This window comes from Thiocapsa sp. (assembly GCF_035467215.1).
Taxonomy (GTDB): domain Bacteria; phylum Pseudomonadota; class Gammaproteobacteria; order Chromatiales; family Chromatiaceae; genus Thiocapsa.
The window spans coordinates 1-16214 of the sequence record NZ_DATITZ010000194.1; the positions used below are offsets into that span (position 1 = coordinate 1).

Sequence of the window (16214 nt, forward strand, 5' to 3'; positions counted from 1 at the left end):
TGGTGCTGCCTCTGCTCTTCATGGGCAGTCTCATCAGCGAGTCCTTCTTCGGGATCCCGGGGCTCGGCAGCTACACGATCGACGCCATCAACAGCCAGGATTTCGCGATCGTGCGCTCGATGGTGTTCCTCGGGGCCGTGCTCTATATCGTCGGGCTGATCCTGACGGATATCTCCTACACGTTGGTGGATCCGCGGGTTAGATTGCAGCCATGATCGAGAGCGTCTGCTGCCTTCAGCCTCCAGCTTCCAGCCGCCTGCCTCCGGCCTCCTGCCACCGGCGTCATGTCCGATGGACATCCGCACGCGGCTGGCGGCCGGAGGCTGGAGGCTGGGGGCGGTTCGCGGATCTGTCCGGCGGCTCGGGATGCCTGCCATGAGCGTGATGCCGGTCGTGCTCTGGACCGACGGTCTGGTGTTCCTGCTGCTGGCGTTGATCGGTGCCTTCGTGCTCTATGCCTCGCGGCACGAGCATATGCGCGCACCTTGGCGGCGTGTCGTGCGCTCCCGTGTGGGCGTTGCGACCATCGTCGTGCTCGGCTTCTATGTCGCCGTCGGGTTGCTCGACACGGTGCATTTTCGACTTGCGCTCGACCGGCAAGGGGACAACAGCGCCGAGGCCCGCTATTCGCCCGAGGTCTTGAGTCTGCTCGACCTGGCTCTGAGCGGGTTGCGCGAGCGTCAGGAGAAGACCTATTCGGCGCCGTTCGCCACCCATCTCTTCGTGAAGGAGGCGATCGAGCAGCCGGACGGGACCCTGCTGCGGGACTTTCCGCGGCTCGAATACGGTGGCGCGCATCTGGAGGATCCCGTGCGTCAGCGCGGCTTCGACATCGCCTGGCGCGCCGCCTGGGGCGCGATGCAGGGGCTGGTCATCTGGGTCGTGCTGGCGGCCGGCATCCTTTGGCTGATCGCACGCTCGCGCGGTGAGATGCCGGCGGTGACTCGTGCGGCCGTTCTGGCGGGCCGCACGCCGATCCCCTGGCGGACCGCACTCGCGACGCTCGGCATCATGCTGGCGCTCAGCGCCGTTGCCGGCGAGCTGGCGCTCAAATATCACATCCTGGGGACGGACAAGGTCGGCGAGGACGTCTTCTATCAGACACTCAAAAGCATCCGCACCGGGCTCCTGATCGGCACGCTCACCACACTGGTGATGCTGCCCGCCGCGGTCTTGCTCGGCATCATGGCGGGCTATTTCAGGGGCTGGGTCGACGACGTCATCCAGTATCTCTACACCACGCTCAACTCCATCCCGGGCGTGCTCCTGATCGCCGCGGCCATCCTCTTGCTCCAGGTCTACATGAGCAACCACTCCGACGACTTCGCGAGCCTGGTGGAGCGCGCCGATCTGCGCCTGCTGTTCCTGGTGCTGATCCTGGGCGTGACCAGTTGGACCGGCTTGTGCCGTCTGCTGCGCGGTGAGGCGTTGAAGCTGCGCGAGGTCGACTATGTCCAGGCGTCCACCGCCTTGGGGGTCGGCCACTTCACCCTGATCGGCCGCCATATCCTGCCCAATGTCATGCACATCGTGCTGATCACCCTGGTGTTGGACTTCAGCGGACTGGTGCTCGCCGAGGCCGTGCTCTCCTACATCAACATCGGGGTGGACCCGACCATGAATTCATGGGGGAACATGATCAACAGCGCACGACTTGAGCTGGCCCGCGATCCGGTCGTCTGGTGGTCGTTGACCGCCGCATTCGTCTTCATGTTCGCCTTGGTGCTCGCGGCGAACCTCTTCGCGGACGTGGTGCGCGATGCCTTTGATCCGAGGCTCAAGGGTGCACGCTGATCGCGTCTGCGAGCCCCCGGCGCCTGCGGTGCAGCCGTACGGTTCGATCGCTTGTTTCGAAACGAAAAGGGTGAGCGTCTGATGTTGTCCGATGTGCTGCTCGAGGTTTCGGGACTGACGACGTTGCTCGGGGATGCTGCGCGGCCGGTTCGGGTCGTCGACGGGATCGATCTCGAGATTCGCCGGGGCGAGACCTTCGTGCTGCTCGGTGAATCCGGATGCGGCAAGTCCATGACGGCGCTCTCGCTGATGCGCCTCCTGCCGCCGTCCGGACGGGTCACGGCCGGCACGGTGCGCTTGGCCGGAACCGACCTGCTGCGCCTGACCGAGGCCGAGATGCGCGGGGTCCGCGGCGGGCGTATGGCGATGATCTTCCAAGAGCCGCAAACCTCGCTTAATCCGGTCATGAGCGTCGGCGACCAGATCGCCGAGGCGGTCCGTGTCCACGAGGGCGGATCGCGCGATCGCACGCCGGCGCGTGTCGTGGAGCTGATGCGAGCGGTCGGCATCCCGGATCCGGCCCGACGGGTCGAGGAATACCCGCATCAGCTCTCGGGTGGCATGAAGCAGCGCATCATGATCGCCATGGCCTTGGCCGGCGACCCGCAGCTCCTGATCGCCGATGAGCCGACCACCGCGCTCGACGTCACCATCCAGGCCCAGGTCCTGCGACTGTTGAAGGACCTTCAGGCGAAGACCGGGATGGCCGTGCTCCTGATCACCCACGATCTCGGCGTGGTCGCCGAGACGGCGGACCGCCTGGCCGTGATGTACGCAGGCCAGATCTTGGAGACGGCGACGACCGATGCCTTCTTCGCCGCGCCGGCTCACCCCTACAGTCGCAAGTTGATGGAGAGCCTGCCCGGTGCGAACAAACGCAATGGGCGTCTGGCGGTCATCCCGGGACGCGTACCGCACCTGGATCAGACGTTCGTCGGCTGTCGATTCGCCGAACGTTGTTATGCGGTCATGCCGCACTGCCGCGATCAAGTGCCGGTGTGGCGCGATCTGGAGGTCGGGCAAGGTGTGCGCTGTCATCTCTGGGACCAAGGCGGCGCGCAGCCCGAGGGTTTGACGCGCGGGGTCCGAGATCCGGTTGCCGGGCCGGATGGCGCGCTCGAACATGCGCCGGATCCGGAAGCGGCCGTCGCGCCCATGCTGCAGGTCCGGGATCTGAAGGTCCACTTCCCGATCCACGACGGTGTCTTTCGCCGTGTCGTTGGACAGGTCCGCGCGGTCGACGGCCTGACCTTCGACCTGACCCCGGGTCGCACCTTGGCCCTGGTCGGCGAGTCCGGCTGCGGCAAGACGACCGCCGGCAAGGGCATCCTGCAGTTGACGACATCGACCGGCGGCTCGATCCGCTATCGTGGCGAGGAGCTCGTCGGGTTGGGGCATCGGCGGATGCGTCCCTTCCGCAAGGATCTCCAGATCATCTTCCAGGATCCCTACGCGGCGATGAATCCGCGCATGTTGGTCGGCGATCTGATCGGCGAGGGCCTCCAGGCGCTCGGAATCGAGCGCAGTCGGGCCGGGCGGATGCGGCGCGTCGCCGAGCTGCTCGATCTGGTCGGCATGGATGCGGATGCCGTCGACCGTTACCCGCACGAGTTCTCGGGCGGGCAGCGTCAGCGCATCTGCATCGCCCGCGCGCTCGCGGTCGAGCCCAAGCTGATCGTCTGCGACGAGCCGACCAGTGCGCTGGACGTGTCGGTCCAGGCCCAGATCCTCAACCTGCTGAAGGACCTCCAGGATCGGCTCGGGCTTGCCTATCTCTTCATCACTCACGACATCTCCGTGGTGGCCTATCTGGCCCACGAGGTGGCGGTCATGTATCTCGGGCGTGTGGTTGAGCGCGGTCGCGTCGACGAGATCCTCGACGATCCGCGTCACCCCTATACACGCGCGCTGCTCTCGGCGGTGCCCGTCATCGATCCGGAGAAGCGGCGCGCGGTGATTCGTCTGGAAGGCGACATGCCCTCGCCGAGCAACCCGCCATCGGGCTGCTACTTTCACCCGCGCTGCCCGGATGCCCTCGCGGCCTGCGCGCTGTCGTATCCGCAGGAGACGCGCCTTAGCGAGACCCGTCTCGTCCATTGCCTGCGGGTCTGACGAGCGCGCTCCGAGCGTTTCGACGGCACCTCTTGTCTTGCCGGCCCGCGCGCCGTACGGTATTGCCACCCAGCCAGGATCCGTGCACGGCCGAGTCCAATCGCAATGAGCAAAGCGAAGCAAATCCTCTGTATCGACCCCTAGCCCTCGGACCTTCGCATTGCAGGGCTCTTGAACCGGCAGGGCATTGCGGTGGATCTGACCGAGGTCACCTCGCCCGAAGGCTTGCGCAACGCCTTGGAGCGTCCCGATTGGTGGGACCTGATCCTGTGTGACGGCGCGAGTGTCGAGAGTCTCGCCGTGGAGACCGTTATCCTGGCCATTCGGGACGATCTGGATGCCTCGCTGGTCCTGGTGAAGGCCGCCGAGAGTCCCTCGAGTGCGAAACAGGGCCATCGTCTCGGTGCCGCCGACCTGGTCGTGCGCGACGATCCATCACCTGAGTCGCACCGCGCGCGAGGGGCAGCGACGATTCCACGCCCAACGCACCGGCGGTCTGGGAGAATCCGCTCGCCGACCAGGCCCGCATCCGCGCACTGATCGATGCAGGCGGGCTCATGCTTGAGTTTCAGCCGATTATCTCCCTGAGTACCCACGAAGAGCATCGCAGCATGTTCGAGACCCTGGTGCGCCTCAAGGACGACACCGGCAAGCTGCTGATGCACCGTGAGTTTCTGTCCGTTCTGGAGTCTGCCGGCTGGATGACCAAAATCGACCTGTGGATTTTGCGCCCTGCCTTGGCGACGCTTCAGGAGATGCAGGAGGGCGGGGCGCAGGATGCGGTGCTGTTTATCAACGTCGCTACCGAGACACTGAGCTCGACGGAGACGGCGAAGGCGCTCGGCGCCTTTATCTCGGCTGCCCGACTTGCTCGTGGCTCGCTCGTCATCGAGGTGCGCAAGTCCGCCTTTACCGATGCGCGGGCCGCCCTGGCGCCGTTTGCCCGGGTGCTGTAAGCGAAGAATCATGGCCTTTTGATTGAGGATGCCGGGGTCGATAACTGCGGCTTTCTCGCCGAGCACCGCGACCTCATCACGCATGTGAAGCTCGAGCGTGCGATGACGCAGGGGTTGGTCGAGCGGCGCGTCCCGCAGGATGCAGTCAACGCGCTGGTGCAGTGTGCGAAGAAGGAGGGTAGGCGGGTGATCGCGTTGGCGGTCGACAACGCCGAGCTTCTGCCGATGCTGTTCGCCGCGGGTGTGGACGCGATTCAGGGGCATTTCGTCAGCATGCCTTACCGGAATCTCATGTATCCCAGCATTCAGAGGGTCGAGTCCAGCTCCGGACCGGCTTGGCAGGGGCCCGTGCGGTCGGGCTGAAGAGGTTTCCTCCAGACGCAAATTTTTTTGCTCCGACGGCTGCAATCGGCGCGCATTTTTCGAATTTCGCGGTACACTAGTCGCAAGTGAACGCATCGCGCATGGAATTCGGTTCAGGTTCTTCGAATCGCTCGACACCGCTTGATACCGATCTTGCACGAGATTCGATCCCGATATCAGACGATCGCCCCTTTTCCGACATCCGCATCTTATTCCTGCCTCTTCTTCAATCCCGTTACGATGAGCATCCGCCTTCCGTTAGACGTTTTCGTGTCCGTTTCAGCGCATTCGCTTTCGAGCGCTTTACCGGCGTCTGGGGAGCAAAGCCGATTGCAGACATCGATGACGTCGGGTAGGGTGCGCGGCACGGCGCGATGGGGTATGGAAAAACAACAAAAATCCGGTTAAGGCATGCTGCACGCGAACCATGGACCGCCCTTCGGTGACCGGGATCCGACGCATGATAAAGACTGAGTCAGATGGTCTTGATTCAGATTCCACTCCAGATCGAGTGGAGGACACACTAGCCTTGTTCCAAGGCTGGGTTTAAGTAAAGCCAACTCAGGTTGGTCCGTTAAGTGATGAGGTTGATATGCCAGGTGAATTGGTTTCCGGGACGGTCAAGTGGTTCAATGACGAGAAGGGATATGGCTTCATTGAGCGCGAAGGCGGCAAGGACGTCTTCGTCCATCACAGTGCCATCAACGGCTCCGGGCGCAAAACGCTGCTCGAGGGTCAAAGGGTCACGATGGAAGTGACTCAAGGCCCCAAGGGGCCTCAGGCGGAGAACGTGACTCCCGACTGAGGTCGCGACACCACCCGGAGCCGAGCTGGATTGCTCGATCCGACGGGGGCCGGGGTTCTTCGTAGGATCGACCCTGCGGCCCCCGCTCCCCGTCGCGCTGCTCTCAATGGGCCTCGGCCCTTGAGAGCATTTTGTCTCTTCTTGTTTCGCTGGTTCCTATCTTTCGAAACCACCGGACTCGCGTCTCCCTGTTACCTCGGCTGCATCAGCTGCGTTGCGAGACGCGCGACGTCCTCGGCTGAATTGATATTGGCAAATGCCCGCGGTTGATTGCTGAAATCGGCCAGCGCCGGGCGATGTCGGGTGACCCAATCCGCAACCTTCCGAGTGCCCGCAGCGAGATCGGCTGCAAGCATCTTTTCGAGCGAGACCGGGACGAGTGCGTAGACCGGGTGAATGCGCTCCCCTTCGATGACCGTCGCCAGAGGGGCATCGCTCGACGCCAATGCCGCGATGAGTCGACTGACCAGATCGGACGGCAGCAGAGGCCCGTCGCACGGCACGGTCAGGATCCAATCGGTGCGGGCTTCGCGCATGGCACTCAGCATCCCGGCCAAGGGTCCCTTGAATCCGGGGTCGGAGTCGGCGATCACGGGCACGCCGTATCCTGCATAGATCTCGCGGTGACGGTTTGCGTTGATGAGCAGCGCGCCCACCTGCGGTGCGAGGGCGTCCAGCACCCATTCGATCAGAGGGCGTCCGGCGAGCTCCGCCAGCCCTTTATCGACGCCTCCCATGCGACTTCCACGGCCACCGGCCAAGATGACCCCGGTGATATCGTTTGGTGTCGGCACAGTGCGCTTCATCTCGCGTCCGAACGCGGGTTCGCTCGGGTTCTCGCCCCGACTTGCGTCCGGGTCAACCCGCATCCTCGTCCCTGCTCGCGGCGTTGTAGGGGAAGCGGACATGCCCGAAACGGATGAGGAGCACGGCGACGGCCAGAATCAGTATGGCGACCGAGGTGGCGATGATCGCGGTCTCGGTCATCTCCTTCATGTCGATGATCAGGTGGCGGGCGAGGGCGACCATCGCGATATAGAGCGGCATGCGGATCGGCAAGGCGCCGGATTGCAGGTAGATGCCGATCATCGTCAGCACCTCGAGATAGATGAAGAGCAACAGAAGATCGCCGAGGTTTACCGCGCGGCGCTCGACCATCTCCATGATCTCCTGACCACCGGCGATGACCGTCGCGATCGCGATCACCACGAGACCTAGGATCTCGACCCAGGAGAGTACGCGCCCGCCGACCGACATGATGCGCGATTTCGATGGCTCGGGTTTCATGGCAGGATCTCGATCGGGGTTCCGTCGACGGTGAGTGACCAAATCTCGTCGATCTCCCGGTTGGAGACAGCGATGCAGCCGAGCGTCCAGTCATCCTCGATCGGCGTCGAGCGGTTCTTCCCGTTCGGTTGGCCGTGGATCAGGATCATCCCGCCGGGCGGCTCGCCCCGACGCTCGGCGCGCCACCGGTCGCCGCGGCTCGGATAGGAGATGTGCAGCGCCTTGTGGAACCGGCTTCGGTCGTTTCGCCGGTCGAGCAGGTAGCGTCCCTCGGGAGTGCGGCCGTCACCTTCGCGTGTCTTGTGACCGATCGGTTGAAACCCGAGCGCGATCTCGTAGCTCCGCAAGGCCCGGTCTTCCCGCATCAGGTAGAGACGACGCTCGGCCTTCTTGACGACCAACCGGTCTGCCTTGCCCGGGGGTGCACGATGAGATTGGGCGATGTGTCGGTGTGCGCTCGGATCCGCGAGGGGAAGATACGACATCGCCGGTGCGTGCGCAGAAAGCGCCGACAGCACGGCGGCGATGATCAAGGCGCGACCTCCTGCTCGCCCTGGTCTCGCCCTCGTGTCACGACAGATCGAAGGCATGTGACTTGAGGTCGGCGAGACTGACGACCTCGAGAGCACGCTCGTGGGTCGCCCTCAGGACGACCCGCGGGGCGGCGCCGGCTTCGAGGGCCTCTTGCCAGCGTGCGGCGCAGAGACACCAGCGATCGCCCGGCTTGAGGCCGGGGAATCCGTAGTCGGGTTGGGGGGTCACCAAGTCGTTGCCGCGGGCGAGACTCAGCTCGAGGAACTCCCGGGTCATACGCGCGCACACCGTGTGGGATCCGGCGTCCTGCGGGCCGGTCTCGCAGTCACCGTTGCGCGTGAAGCCGGTCAAGGGATCGAGCGAGCAGACCTCGAGCGGCTCACCCAAGACGTTTTTATGGTCGTTCATCGGACTGTCCCGTCGGGAGCGCTCCCTGAGGCGGTAGCGCGATTACGGCGAGTGTATCAGTCGAAACGACCCGGCGTCAGGAGGTCGGTGCGCGCCCCGGCGGATAGATGAGGATCAGGTCGCCCGGATTCAGTCGCGTCTCGGCGAGCCGATTCCAACGCTGGAGATCCTTCACGCTGACGCCGTAGCGTTTTGCCAGTGTCTTGACCGAATCGCCCTTGGTGACCAGGTGCGTGATCAATGCGGAGCCGTCGGTCGCCTGGACCTTGAGTGTTTGGCCCGAGAGCAGCGGCTCGCGAACGGAGATGCCGTTCAGATCCGCCAGCGTGCGCGGCTCGATGCCGTTCGCGCGCGCGATCGAGGCGATGGTCTCGCCGCCCTTCACCGTATGCATCTTATGGCGCTCGGCGCGCGCGACCTTCGAGCGGGTCGTGGCACTGGATCGGGACTGGACCACGGAGGCCATGGCCGGCATGACCTGGATCTGGCCCATCTTCTTGCCGATCCGCTGACCGGTTCCGGCCGGAACCAAGATGTGACCGGGGCCGTCGGGGGCCGTCCGTCCGAGCTTAAGGGCGGGGTTGAGGCGCTGCAGCTCGTAGAGTTGAACACCGGTCGCCGAGGCAACCCGGTTCAGATCGACCGGCTGTTGCGTACGCACCACCTCGAGCTGGGGACGATCGGGCACCGGGGGAAGGTTGAGGCCGTAGCGGCTCGGTGCGGCGACCAGGCGTGCGGTGGCGAGGATCTGCGGGACGTATTGCTTGGTTTCGTTCGGAAGGTTGAGCGACCAGTAGTCGGTCGGTTTGCCGCTGCGGCGATTGGCGGCCTGTGCCGCAGCCACGCGACCCGGGCCGCAGTTGTAAGCGGCCATCGCGAGCGTCCAGTCGCCGTCGAAGCGTCGGTTAAGCTGCTCGAGATAGTCGAGTGCCGCGCCGGTCGAGGCGAGGGGATCGCGCCGCCCGTCGTACCAGGCATCTTGTCGTAAGCCCATCTCGAGCCCGGTGTAGGGCATGAACTGCCAGATCCCGGCGGCCGCCTTGGGCGATGTGGCAACCGGATTGAACCGGCTTTCGACATGGGGCAGGAAGGCAAGCTCCATCGGTAGCCCGCGCCGCTCGATCTCGGTCACGATCATGTGCAGATAGGGCATCCCCTGCTGGGACATCCTGGCGAGATACTGAGGATCTCGGCGGAAGCGCTCTGCGGTGCTGTCGATGCGTGCGTCTGCGTAGAGATCGAGGGTCATCCCCCTGCGGACACGGTTCCAGAGGTCACCGCTCGAATCCGCGCGCCCCGCACGCCCCGCCGTGCGTCTTTCCATGACCACGACATCCGTGGCCGGTCGGACGAATCCGTATTCGCGTGCCGAAACCATGCCTGAGTAGCTGGAGTCTCCGAGGTCGTTCTCGACCGTGCGGGTCTCTGTCGCGCAACCGTTCAAGAGAAGCGTTAGAACGCCGAGCGCGCCGAGCGTGCGCGCAAAACGAGCGGCATCAGGCATGTTTCCCCCCTAGGAATTCCCGGTAAGTGATTGTTTAATTGAGTTTTCCAGGAATTAGGAAAGCATCATACCCAAAGCCGGCCGTCAATTCCAGATCCGACTGCAGGAAATTCGGCCCCACGCCTGCACGACACTGCGCTCAATCACGGTTAACATGCGTCTCTTCAAGAGGCATCGGCATGACTGTGCGCAAGGGTCCGGGTTCACCCCTGGCAGAATTACAAGACTGGTACCGGTCGCCGCTCGGAGCCGAGGTGGCGGCGCTCGAGAGCGCGTGCGTTCAGCGGCTGTTAAGCGACACCTTCGGCTATTACCTGGTTCAAATCGGCGTGACCGAGAGCTTTCGGGACGCGATGGCCTCGAGTCGGATCCGCCATCGCATCCTGATGCCCTGCGAGCAGCCCTCGGGTCACGGTGGACGCGAGATCGTCGGATTGCCGAGCCGGCTTCCGCTCGCGAGCGATTCGATCGATGCGCTCCTGCTGCCGCATACCTTGGATTTCTCGCCCGATCCCCAGGCGGTGCTCCGCGAGGTCGAGCGCGTCCTGATCCCGGAGGGGCGGGTGATCCTGTTGGGGTTCAACGCGCTCAGCGCCTGGGGCCTCTGGTCGTTGCTGCACGGTTCCGGTACGCAGGTTCCCTGGTGCGGGCGTTTCCGCACCGCATTTCAAATCGAGGATTGGTTGTCCGTGTTGGGTTTCGATATCGAGCTTCGCGAGCACATCATGTTTCGCCCGCCGTTTCGGCGCGCCTTGGGGCCGAGCTGTGCGGCATTCGACACCTTGGGGCGGCGCCTCTGGCCGATCCTTGGCGGTGTCTATTTGATCCGGGCCGTCAAACGCGTGGCTACCTTGACGCCGCTGCGACCGGCGTGGGGGCGGCGCTCGTTGTTGCGCGGCGGTGCGGCGGAGCCGACGACACGCAGGGCCGGTCATGCCTGATTGCGTGCGTGCCTACACCGACGGTGCCTGCAAAGGCAACCCCGGCCCCGGGGGCTGGGGTGTGCTGTTGCGATGGGGGGAGGTGGAAAAGGAGCTCTGCGGCGGCGAGCGCGCGACCACCAACAACCGGATGGAGCTGATGGCGGTCATCATGGCGCTCGAGACCATGAAACGTCCGACCTGTCTCGAGATTGTCACGGACTCTCAATATGTGAAGCGCGGTGTCGAGGAATGGATGCCGCGTTGGAAGCGTAACGGTTGGCAGACGGCCGATCGCAAGCCGGTCAAGAATCGTGACCTCTGGGAGCGTCTGGATACCGCGATCGGCGCTCATCAGGTGCGCTGGAAGTGGGTCAAGGGCCATGCCGGACATGCCGAGAACGAGCGTGCGGACCGACTGGCGAATCGAGGGATCGGGGGCTGAATCGCGTCCGGCAGGACATGCGCGGTTTTCGATTCGACTCGGCGTTGCATGACTCGGTTTGCGACGGCGTAGACGCGATTCAGATGTTCGAATTCTCCTTTTTAAACCGCGTCAGGTACGAAGCATTTGGAGTCCGCGAGGATTCGGCTGCCTGTAATCCGGCGGGTTTCACTTTGGACGCGGTTTAAATGAGACAGATCGTGCTCGATACCGAGACCACGGGTCTCGATCCTCAGGCCGGCCACCGCATCATCGAGATCGGCTGTGTCGAGCTGATCGACCGCCGCCTGACCGGAAACAACTTCCACCGCTATCTCCAACCGGATCGGCAGATCGATGCGGGTGCCTCCGACGTGCATGGCATCACCAACGCCTTTCTCGCCGACAAGCCGCGTTTCGCCGAGGTCGCCGAGAGCTTCCTGGACTACGTGGAAGGGGCCGAGCTGATCATCCACAACGCGGCCTTCGATCTCGGGTTTCTCGATCGCGAGATTGACGGCTGGAAGGCCGAGGCGCCGCGGATCGGGGACCTGTGCGAGGTGACGGACACGCTGCTCATGGCCCGGCGCAAACATCCGGGGCAGCGCAACAGCCTCGATGCCTTGTGCAAGCGCTACGGCGTGGATCATCGCCATCGCGACCTGCACGGCGCTCTGCTCGATGCCGAGATCCTGGCGGATGTCTATCTCGCCATGACCGGGGGGCAGGTGGCCTTGAGTCTCGGTGAGGAGCTTGCGACGCCGTCTCAGCCCGGTCCGGACGGTCGGCAGCGCGGCCGTCTGGATCCGAGTCGGCCGCGACTGCGGGTCATTCAGGCGGACACGGCCGCACTCGCCGCCCACGCCGAGCGTCTCGCAGCGATCCAGGCGGCAAGTGCCGAGGGTTGTCTCTGGCTTCGCGCCGAGTGATGATGCGGTGCACGGTCTAGGCCGTGCCCCCGCTCAGGGGATCTCTGCAGTCTCGGTGGAGATGTGGTCTAGAATTTTAGGGGTTTTCAGTTTCCTAAACTGCGCTGACTCCAAGGGTGCTCGATCGCGCCGGGGCCGATCCAATCCTCCGAACATCACATACCGCACCGGGCGCAGTTTAGCTCTGCTGCTGTTGGCGGCGATTCTGCCCGGCGCCGCCCACCAACGACTCCAGCGTGCCGACATCGAGCAGCTGGATGTGCTTGCGGTCGACGTTCATCAGGCCGTCGTCCTGGAAGCGCGTGAAGAGTCGGCTGACGGTCTCGACGGCGAGACCCAGGTAATTGCCGATCTCATGTCGGGACATACTCAGATAGAAGTCGGTGGCGGAGAGCCCGCGTTTGTGCAGGCGCTTGGAGAGGCTGAGCAGGAAGGCGGCGAGCCGCTCTTCGGCGTTCTTCTTCCCGAGCAGCAAGAGCATATCGGTGTCGTGTCCGATCTCTTTGCTGAGCAAACGGAACATCTGATGCTGCAGACTGGGGATGGTGGCGGTCAGCTCTTCGAGCCGGGTAAACGGGAGCTCGCAGATGGCGGACGTCTCGAGCACCTTTGCCGAGCAGGCGTGGATGTCCTTGTCGATAGCATCCAACCCGATCACCTCGCCGGGGAGATGGAAACCCAGCACCTGCTCGCCGCCCTCGGGGCTGGGTGCGAAGGTTTTCACGGAGCCGGTCTTCACGACATAGAGCGAGCGAAAACGGTCACCGTCGCGAAACAAGAAGTCCCCCCGGTGGAGCGGGCGCGTTCGCTTCACGATCTCGTCGAGTCGCTCGACATCGTCCGGTGCAAGGCCCATGGGCAAGCACAGCGACGACAGGGAGCAGTTCCTGCAGGCGATGCGAATAGTCTCCAGCGAGATTACTTTATGGTGGCTCACGGCATCGCCCCTCGGTCTTCGGTTACAAGATTTTGAACCGTCGCTTGATCTGGATCAAGCGAAGATTATCTTCTTGCTATTGGACCGATCGGCACCCGCAAAAAAGGCCGCGCCCTCGCGGGCGCGGCCTTGACGCGAGCATGCGTAATCTGCGTTCGGTTTACTTCGCTTCGCCGGTTCCCGGCGCGACGGGCGCTACGGGAGCGGCATAGGGCGCGCCGTAGTAGGGAACGCCGTAACCCGGATAGCCGTAGCCATAGCCGGGGTAACCGTAACCGTAGCCCGGATAGCCGTAACCGTAACCGCGTCCGTAACCGTAGCCGCGACCACGGCCATAGCCGCGACCGCCGCCGCTCATATTCATGTTGAAGTCGCCCCAGCCGTCGCCGAGCATGTCGCCGAACAGGTCACCGAGGCCGGAACCATAACCGGGGCCATAGCCGCCGTAGCCCGGACCGCCCCAACCAGGTCCCCACCAGGCCTGAGCCGGGCTCACGGCGAAGGCGGCGGCACCTGCGATGGCGGCTGCACTCATCAATCTTGCTGTCTGACGCATCGTTGACGCTCCTCTTTTTCCGTTCATCATTGTTCGACATCGATCAAGGCCGCTGCGACGGCGCCCGATCCTGACGAGCGCCTGCAACGCCGAGAGGGTGTGTTTCGTCGATCGCGAAACGGTGCCGACTATAGAACAGCTCCTCCGGTTTTGTGAAGGTACCGCGGGTACACGGGGCTGTCCTCTGCGGAGACGCACGACCTGTCCCGTCGAGGCCCTTCCGAGCGGCGGCTCGTCGGCATTCGCATTGAGCGGATGCGGTGTTTTTGGTAGCTTGTTGGCGGATCCGGGCCGCTGCCCTCGACTGCCTCCTCTACCCCCATGACCAAGTTCATCTTCATCACCGGCGGTGTCGTCTCGTCGCTCGGTAAAGGCATCGCGTCGGCGTCTCTCGGGGCGCTTCTGGAGGCTCGCGGCCTGCGGGTGACCATGATCAAGCTCGATCCCTACATCAACGTGGATCCGGGCACCATGAGTCCGTTCCAGCACGGCGAGGTCTATGTGACCGACGACGGCGCGGAGACCGATCTGGATCTGGGCCACTACGAGCGCTTTCTTCGCACCCCGATGGGTCGCAACAACAACTTCACGACCGGCCAGATCTACGAAAGCGTCATCCGCAAGGAGCGCCGCGGCGACTATCTCGGCCGCACGGTTCAGGTCATCCCGCACATCACAGACGAGATCAAGCAGGCGATTCGTCTCGGTGCCGAGGGCGCCGACGTGGCCATGGTCGAGATCGGCGGCACCGTCGGCGACATCGAGTCGCTTCCCTTCCTGGAGGCGATCCGTCAGATGCGGGTCGAGGAGGGGCGCGAGAACGCACTCTTCATGCATCTCACGCTGGTGCCTTATATCCGCACCGCAGGCGAGATCAAGACCAAGCCGACACAGCACTCGGTGAAGGAGCTGCGCTCGATCGGTATCCAGCCGGATATCCTCTTGTGCCGTGCCGAGAAGAATCTGCCGGACGAGGAGCGTCGCAAGATCGCGCTCTTCACCAATGTGACCGAGGACGCGGTCATCTCGGCCGTGGACGCCGACAACATCTATCGCATCCCGCGCCTTCTGCACGACCAGAAGCTCGACGATCTGGTCGTGCGTCAGTTCGGAATCGAGGCCCCCGAGGCGGATCTGCGCGAATGGGATCGCGTCCTGGAAGGTTTCGATCACCCCGAGCAGGTCGTACGCGTCGGCATGGTCGGCAAGTACATGCACCTCACCGAGGCCTACAAGTCCCTTTCCGAGGCGCTCGCCCACGCCGGCGTGCACACCAAGACCAAGGTCGAGATCGTCTATCTGGATTCGGAGGTGATCGAGCAGGAGGGGACCGGCGGTCTCGAAGGGCTCGACGCCATCCTGGTCCCCGGCGGGTTCGGCGAGCGCGGGATCGAAGGCAAGATCCAGGCCGCCCGTTACGCGCGGGAGCACCGCATCCCCTATCTCGGGATCTGTCTGGGGATGCAGATCGCCGTCATCGAGTACGGGCGTCACGTCGCCGGACTGGAAGGCGCACACAGCACCGAGTTCGACCGCCAGACCCCGCACCCACTGATCGCGCTCATCACCGAGTGGCGCGACGAGCGCGGGCGCATCGAGACCCGTGCCGAGGGCGTGGACCTGGGTGGCTCGATGCGCTTGGGAGGACAGAACTGTCGTCTGGAGCCCGGCAGCCTGGCGCGTAGCGTCTACGGCAAGCCGCAGATCCGCGAGCGCCATCGCCATCGCTACGAGTTCAACATCTGCTATCTGAACGTCATGAAGGACGCCGGGATGCGCTTCTCCGGCTGGTCGCTCGACAACCGGTTGGTGGAGATCATCGAGATCCCGGATCATCCCTGGTTCATCGCCTGCCAGTTCCATCCGGAGTTCACCTCGACCCCGCGCGACGGGCATCCGCTCTTCTGCGGATTCGTTCGCGCCGCGCTGACGCGGCGTCAGCTGGTGCAGGGTGCGCCCGCATGATGCTCTTCCCCGGTTTCGAGGTCGGGCCGGATCGGCCGCTCTTCCTGATCGCCGGTCCCTGCGTGATCGAGAGCGCCGGACTGGCCGAGGACACGGCCGGCGCGCTCAAGGAGATGACCGACGATCTGGGGATCCCCTTCATCTACAAGTCGTCCTTCGACAAGGCCAACCGATCCTCCTCGGCGAGCTTCCGTGGTCTCGGGCTGGAGCAGGGGTTGGCGATCCTGGAGGCCGTACGCGAGCGTATCCGCGTCCCGATCCTGACCGACGTGCACGAAGACACGCCGTTGGGCGAGGTCGCGGACGTGGTGGATGTGCTTCAGACGCCGGCCTTTCTCTGTCGCCAGACCAATTTCATCCAAGCGGTCGCGAGCCAGGGCAAGCCGGTCAACATCAAGAAGGGTCAGTTCCTCGCACCATGGGACATGCGCCACGTGGTCGAGAAGGCGCGCGCGACCGGCAACGAGCAGATCATGGTCTGCGAGCGCGGCGTCTCCTTCGGCTACAACAATCTGGTCTCGGACATGCGCGCACTCTCGGTGATGCGCGAGACGGGCTGCCCGGTCGTCTTCGATGCCACCCATTCGGTCCAACTGCCGGGCGGGCAGGGCGATCGTTCCGGCGGTCAGCGCGAGTTCGTCCCGGTCTTGGCCCGCGCCGCGGTAGCTGCGGGGGTTGCCGGTCTCTTCATGGAGACCCATCCGAATCCCGATGTGGCCC

Annotated in this window: 17 protein-coding genes and 1 pseudogene; 11 read left to right on the plus strand and 7 right to left on the minus strand. The window is 64.1% G+C overall.

All coding sequences use genetic code 11. The features are described from left to right. The 6 genes and pseudogenes from VLR48_RS10760 to VLR48_RS10785 all read left to right on the plus strand — a co-directional run. Window positions 1-215 (plus strand): ABC transporter permease subunit (locus tag VLR48_RS10760; protein ID WP_325291785.1); only part of this gene is annotated, 215 nt, incomplete at its 5' end. Window positions 216-375: 160 nt separating this feature from the next. Then, a complete protein-coding gene (locus tag VLR48_RS10765) occupies window positions 376-1794 on the plus strand; it encodes an ABC transporter permease (protein ID WP_325291786.1) in 1419 nt (472 codons plus the stop codon). 81 nt (window positions 1795-1875) lie between these two features. Beyond that, window positions 1876-3906, plus strand: a complete 2031-nt coding sequence (locus tag VLR48_RS10770; protein WP_325291799.1) for an ABC transporter ATP-binding protein — start codon at window positions 1876-1878, stop codon at window positions 3904-3906. A 171-nt stretch (window positions 3907-4077) separates the two neighbouring features. Next, the gene (locus VLR48_RS10775; RefSeq protein ID WP_325291787.1) at window positions 4078-4446 is read left to right on the plus strand and encodes a hypothetical protein; all 369 of its coding nucleotides are present in this window, start codon (window positions 4078-4080) and stop codon (window positions 4444-4446) included. Window positions 4447-4463: 17 nt separating this feature from the next. After that, a pseudogene (locus VLR48_RS10780) lies at window positions 4464-5225 on the plus strand (EAL domain-containing protein). 604 nt (window positions 5226-5829) lie between these two features. Next, window positions 5830-6030, plus strand: coding sequence for a cold-shock protein (locus tag VLR48_RS10785; RefSeq protein WP_175534457.1), 201 nt, complete (start codon window positions 5830-5832; stop codon window positions 6028-6030). A gap of 191 nt (window positions 6031-6221) precedes the next feature. Here VLR48_RS10785 and mobA read toward each other — a convergent pair whose 3' ends face one another. The 5 genes from mobA to VLR48_RS10810 all read right to left on the minus strand — a co-directional run bounded on the left by mobA (window position 6222) and on the right by VLR48_RS10810 (window position 9763). Continuing rightward, window positions 6222-6836: a molybdenum cofactor guanylyltransferase MobA gene (gene mobA, locus VLR48_RS10790; protein ID WP_325291788.1), complete on the minus strand. Its 615-nt coding sequence runs from the start codon at window positions 6834-6836 to the stop codon at window positions 6222-6224. 52 nt (window positions 6837-6888) lie between these two features. After that, a complete protein-coding gene (locus VLR48_RS10795; RefSeq protein ID WP_325291789.1) occupies window positions 6889-7317 on the minus strand; it encodes a phosphate-starvation-inducible PsiE family protein in 429 nt (142 codons plus the stop codon). After that, a complete protein-coding gene (locus tag VLR48_RS10800) occupies window positions 7314-7850 on the minus strand; it encodes a L,D-transpeptidase family protein (protein WP_325291790.1) in 537 nt (178 codons plus the stop codon). Before VLR48_RS10800 ends, VLR48_RS10795 begins: the two co-directional genes overlap by 4 nt. Window positions 7851-7887: 37 nt before the next feature. Beyond that, window positions 7888-8259, minus strand: coding sequence for a DUF2237 domain-containing protein (locus VLR48_RS10805; protein WP_325291791.1), 372 nt, complete (start codon window positions 8257-8259; stop codon window positions 7888-7890). A 76-nt stretch (window positions 8260-8335) separates the two neighbouring features. Continuing rightward, window positions 8336-9763, minus strand: coding sequence for a transglycosylase SLT domain-containing protein (locus VLR48_RS10810; RefSeq protein ID WP_325291792.1), 1428 nt, complete (start codon window positions 9761-9763; stop codon window positions 8336-8338). 179 nt (window positions 9764-9942) lie between these two features. Here VLR48_RS10810 and VLR48_RS10815 point away from each other — a divergent pair, with 179 nt between their 5' ends. The 3 genes from VLR48_RS10815 to dnaQ all read left to right on the plus strand — a co-directional run bounded on the left by VLR48_RS10815 (window position 9943) and on the right by dnaQ (window position 12036). Continuing rightward, window positions 9943-10704: a class I SAM-dependent methyltransferase gene (locus VLR48_RS10815; RefSeq protein ID WP_325291793.1), complete on the plus strand. Its 762-nt coding sequence runs from the start codon at window positions 9943-9945 to the stop codon at window positions 10702-10704. Beyond that, window positions 10697-11128 carry a ribonuclease HI gene (gene rnhA, locus VLR48_RS10820; protein ID WP_093027028.1) on the plus strand — a complete coding sequence of 144 codons (432 nt, stop codon included), beginning with the start codon at window positions 10697-10699 and terminating at the stop codon, window positions 11126-11128. The genes VLR48_RS10815 and rnhA overlap by 8 nt, the downstream gene beginning before the upstream one ends. Before the next feature lie 188 nt (window positions 11129-11316). Next, complete coding sequence (gene dnaQ, locus VLR48_RS10825; RefSeq protein ID WP_325291794.1) at window positions 11317-12036, plus strand: DNA polymerase III subunit epsilon; 720 nt, start codon at window positions 11317-11319, stop codon at window positions 12034-12036. Between the two features lie 178 nt (window positions 12037-12214). On the opposite strand, the gene fnr is transcribed toward dnaQ, so the two are convergent. Continuing rightward, window positions 12215-12973, minus strand: coding sequence for a fumarate/nitrate reduction transcriptional regulator Fnr (fnr, locus tag VLR48_RS10830; protein ID WP_325291795.1), 759 nt, complete (start codon window positions 12971-12973; stop codon window positions 12215-12217). A 160-nt stretch (window positions 12974-13133) separates the two neighbouring features. Then, complete coding sequence (locus VLR48_RS10835; protein ID WP_325291796.1) at window positions 13134-13529, minus strand: sulfur globule family protein; 396 nt, start codon at window positions 13527-13529, stop codon at window positions 13134-13136. A 321-nt stretch (window positions 13530-13850) separates the two neighbouring features. Here VLR48_RS10835 and VLR48_RS10840 point away from each other — a divergent pair, with 321 nt between their 5' ends. Next, window positions 13851-15494, plus strand: coding sequence for a CTP synthase (locus VLR48_RS10840; protein WP_325291797.1), 1644 nt, complete (start codon window positions 13851-13853; stop codon window positions 15492-15494). Then, the coding region (kdsA, locus tag VLR48_RS10845; protein WP_325291798.1) for a 3-deoxy-8-phosphooctulonate synthase at window positions 15491-16214 on the plus strand (724 nt) is incomplete at its 3' end. The genes VLR48_RS10840 and kdsA, both read left to right, overlap by 4 nt.

Excerpts from the sequence above, each read along its gene's own strand:
- mobA (WP_325291788.1), bottom strand. The coding sequence starts at position 6,836 with ATGAAGCGCACTGTGCCGACACCAAACGATATCACCGGGGTCATCTTG.
- VLR48_RS10835 (WP_325291796.1), bottom strand. The coding sequence starts at position 13,529 with ATGCGTCAGACAGCAAGATTGATGAGTGCAGCCGCCATCGCAGGTGCC.
- VLR48_RS10770 (WP_325291799.1), top strand. The coding sequence starts at position 1,876 with ATGTTGTCCGATGTGCTGCTCGAGGTTTCGGGACTGACGACGTTGCTC.
- rnhA (WP_093027028.1), top strand. The coding sequence starts at position 10,697 with ATGCCTGATTGCGTGCGTGCCTACACCGACGGTGCCTGCAAAGGCAAC.
- VLR48_RS10765 (WP_325291786.1), top strand. The coding sequence starts at position 376 with ATGAGCGTGATGCCGGTCGTGCTCTGGACCGACGGTCTGGTGTTCCTG.
- VLR48_RS10840 (WP_325291797.1), top strand. The coding sequence starts at position 13,851 with ATGACCAAGTTCATCTTCATCACCGGCGGTGTCGTCTCGTCGCTCGGT.
- VLR48_RS10815 (WP_325291793.1), top strand. The coding sequence starts at position 9,943 with ATGACTGTGCGCAAGGGTCCGGGTTCACCCCTGGCAGAATTACAAGAC.
- VLR48_RS10810 (WP_325291792.1), bottom strand. The coding sequence starts at position 9,763 with ATGCCTGATGCCGCTCGTTTTGCGCGCACGCTCGGCGCGCTCGGCGTT.
- dnaQ (WP_325291794.1), top strand. The coding sequence starts at position 11,317 with ATGAGACAGATCGTGCTCGATACCGAGACCACGGGTCTCGATCCTCAG.
- VLR48_RS10805 (WP_325291791.1), bottom strand. The coding sequence starts at position 8,259 with ATGAACGACCATAAAAACGTCTTGGGTGAGCCGCTCGAGGTCTGCTCG.
- VLR48_RS10795 (WP_325291789.1), bottom strand. The coding sequence starts at position 7,317 with ATGAAACCCGAGCCATCGAAATCGCGCATCATGTCGGTCGGCGGGCGC.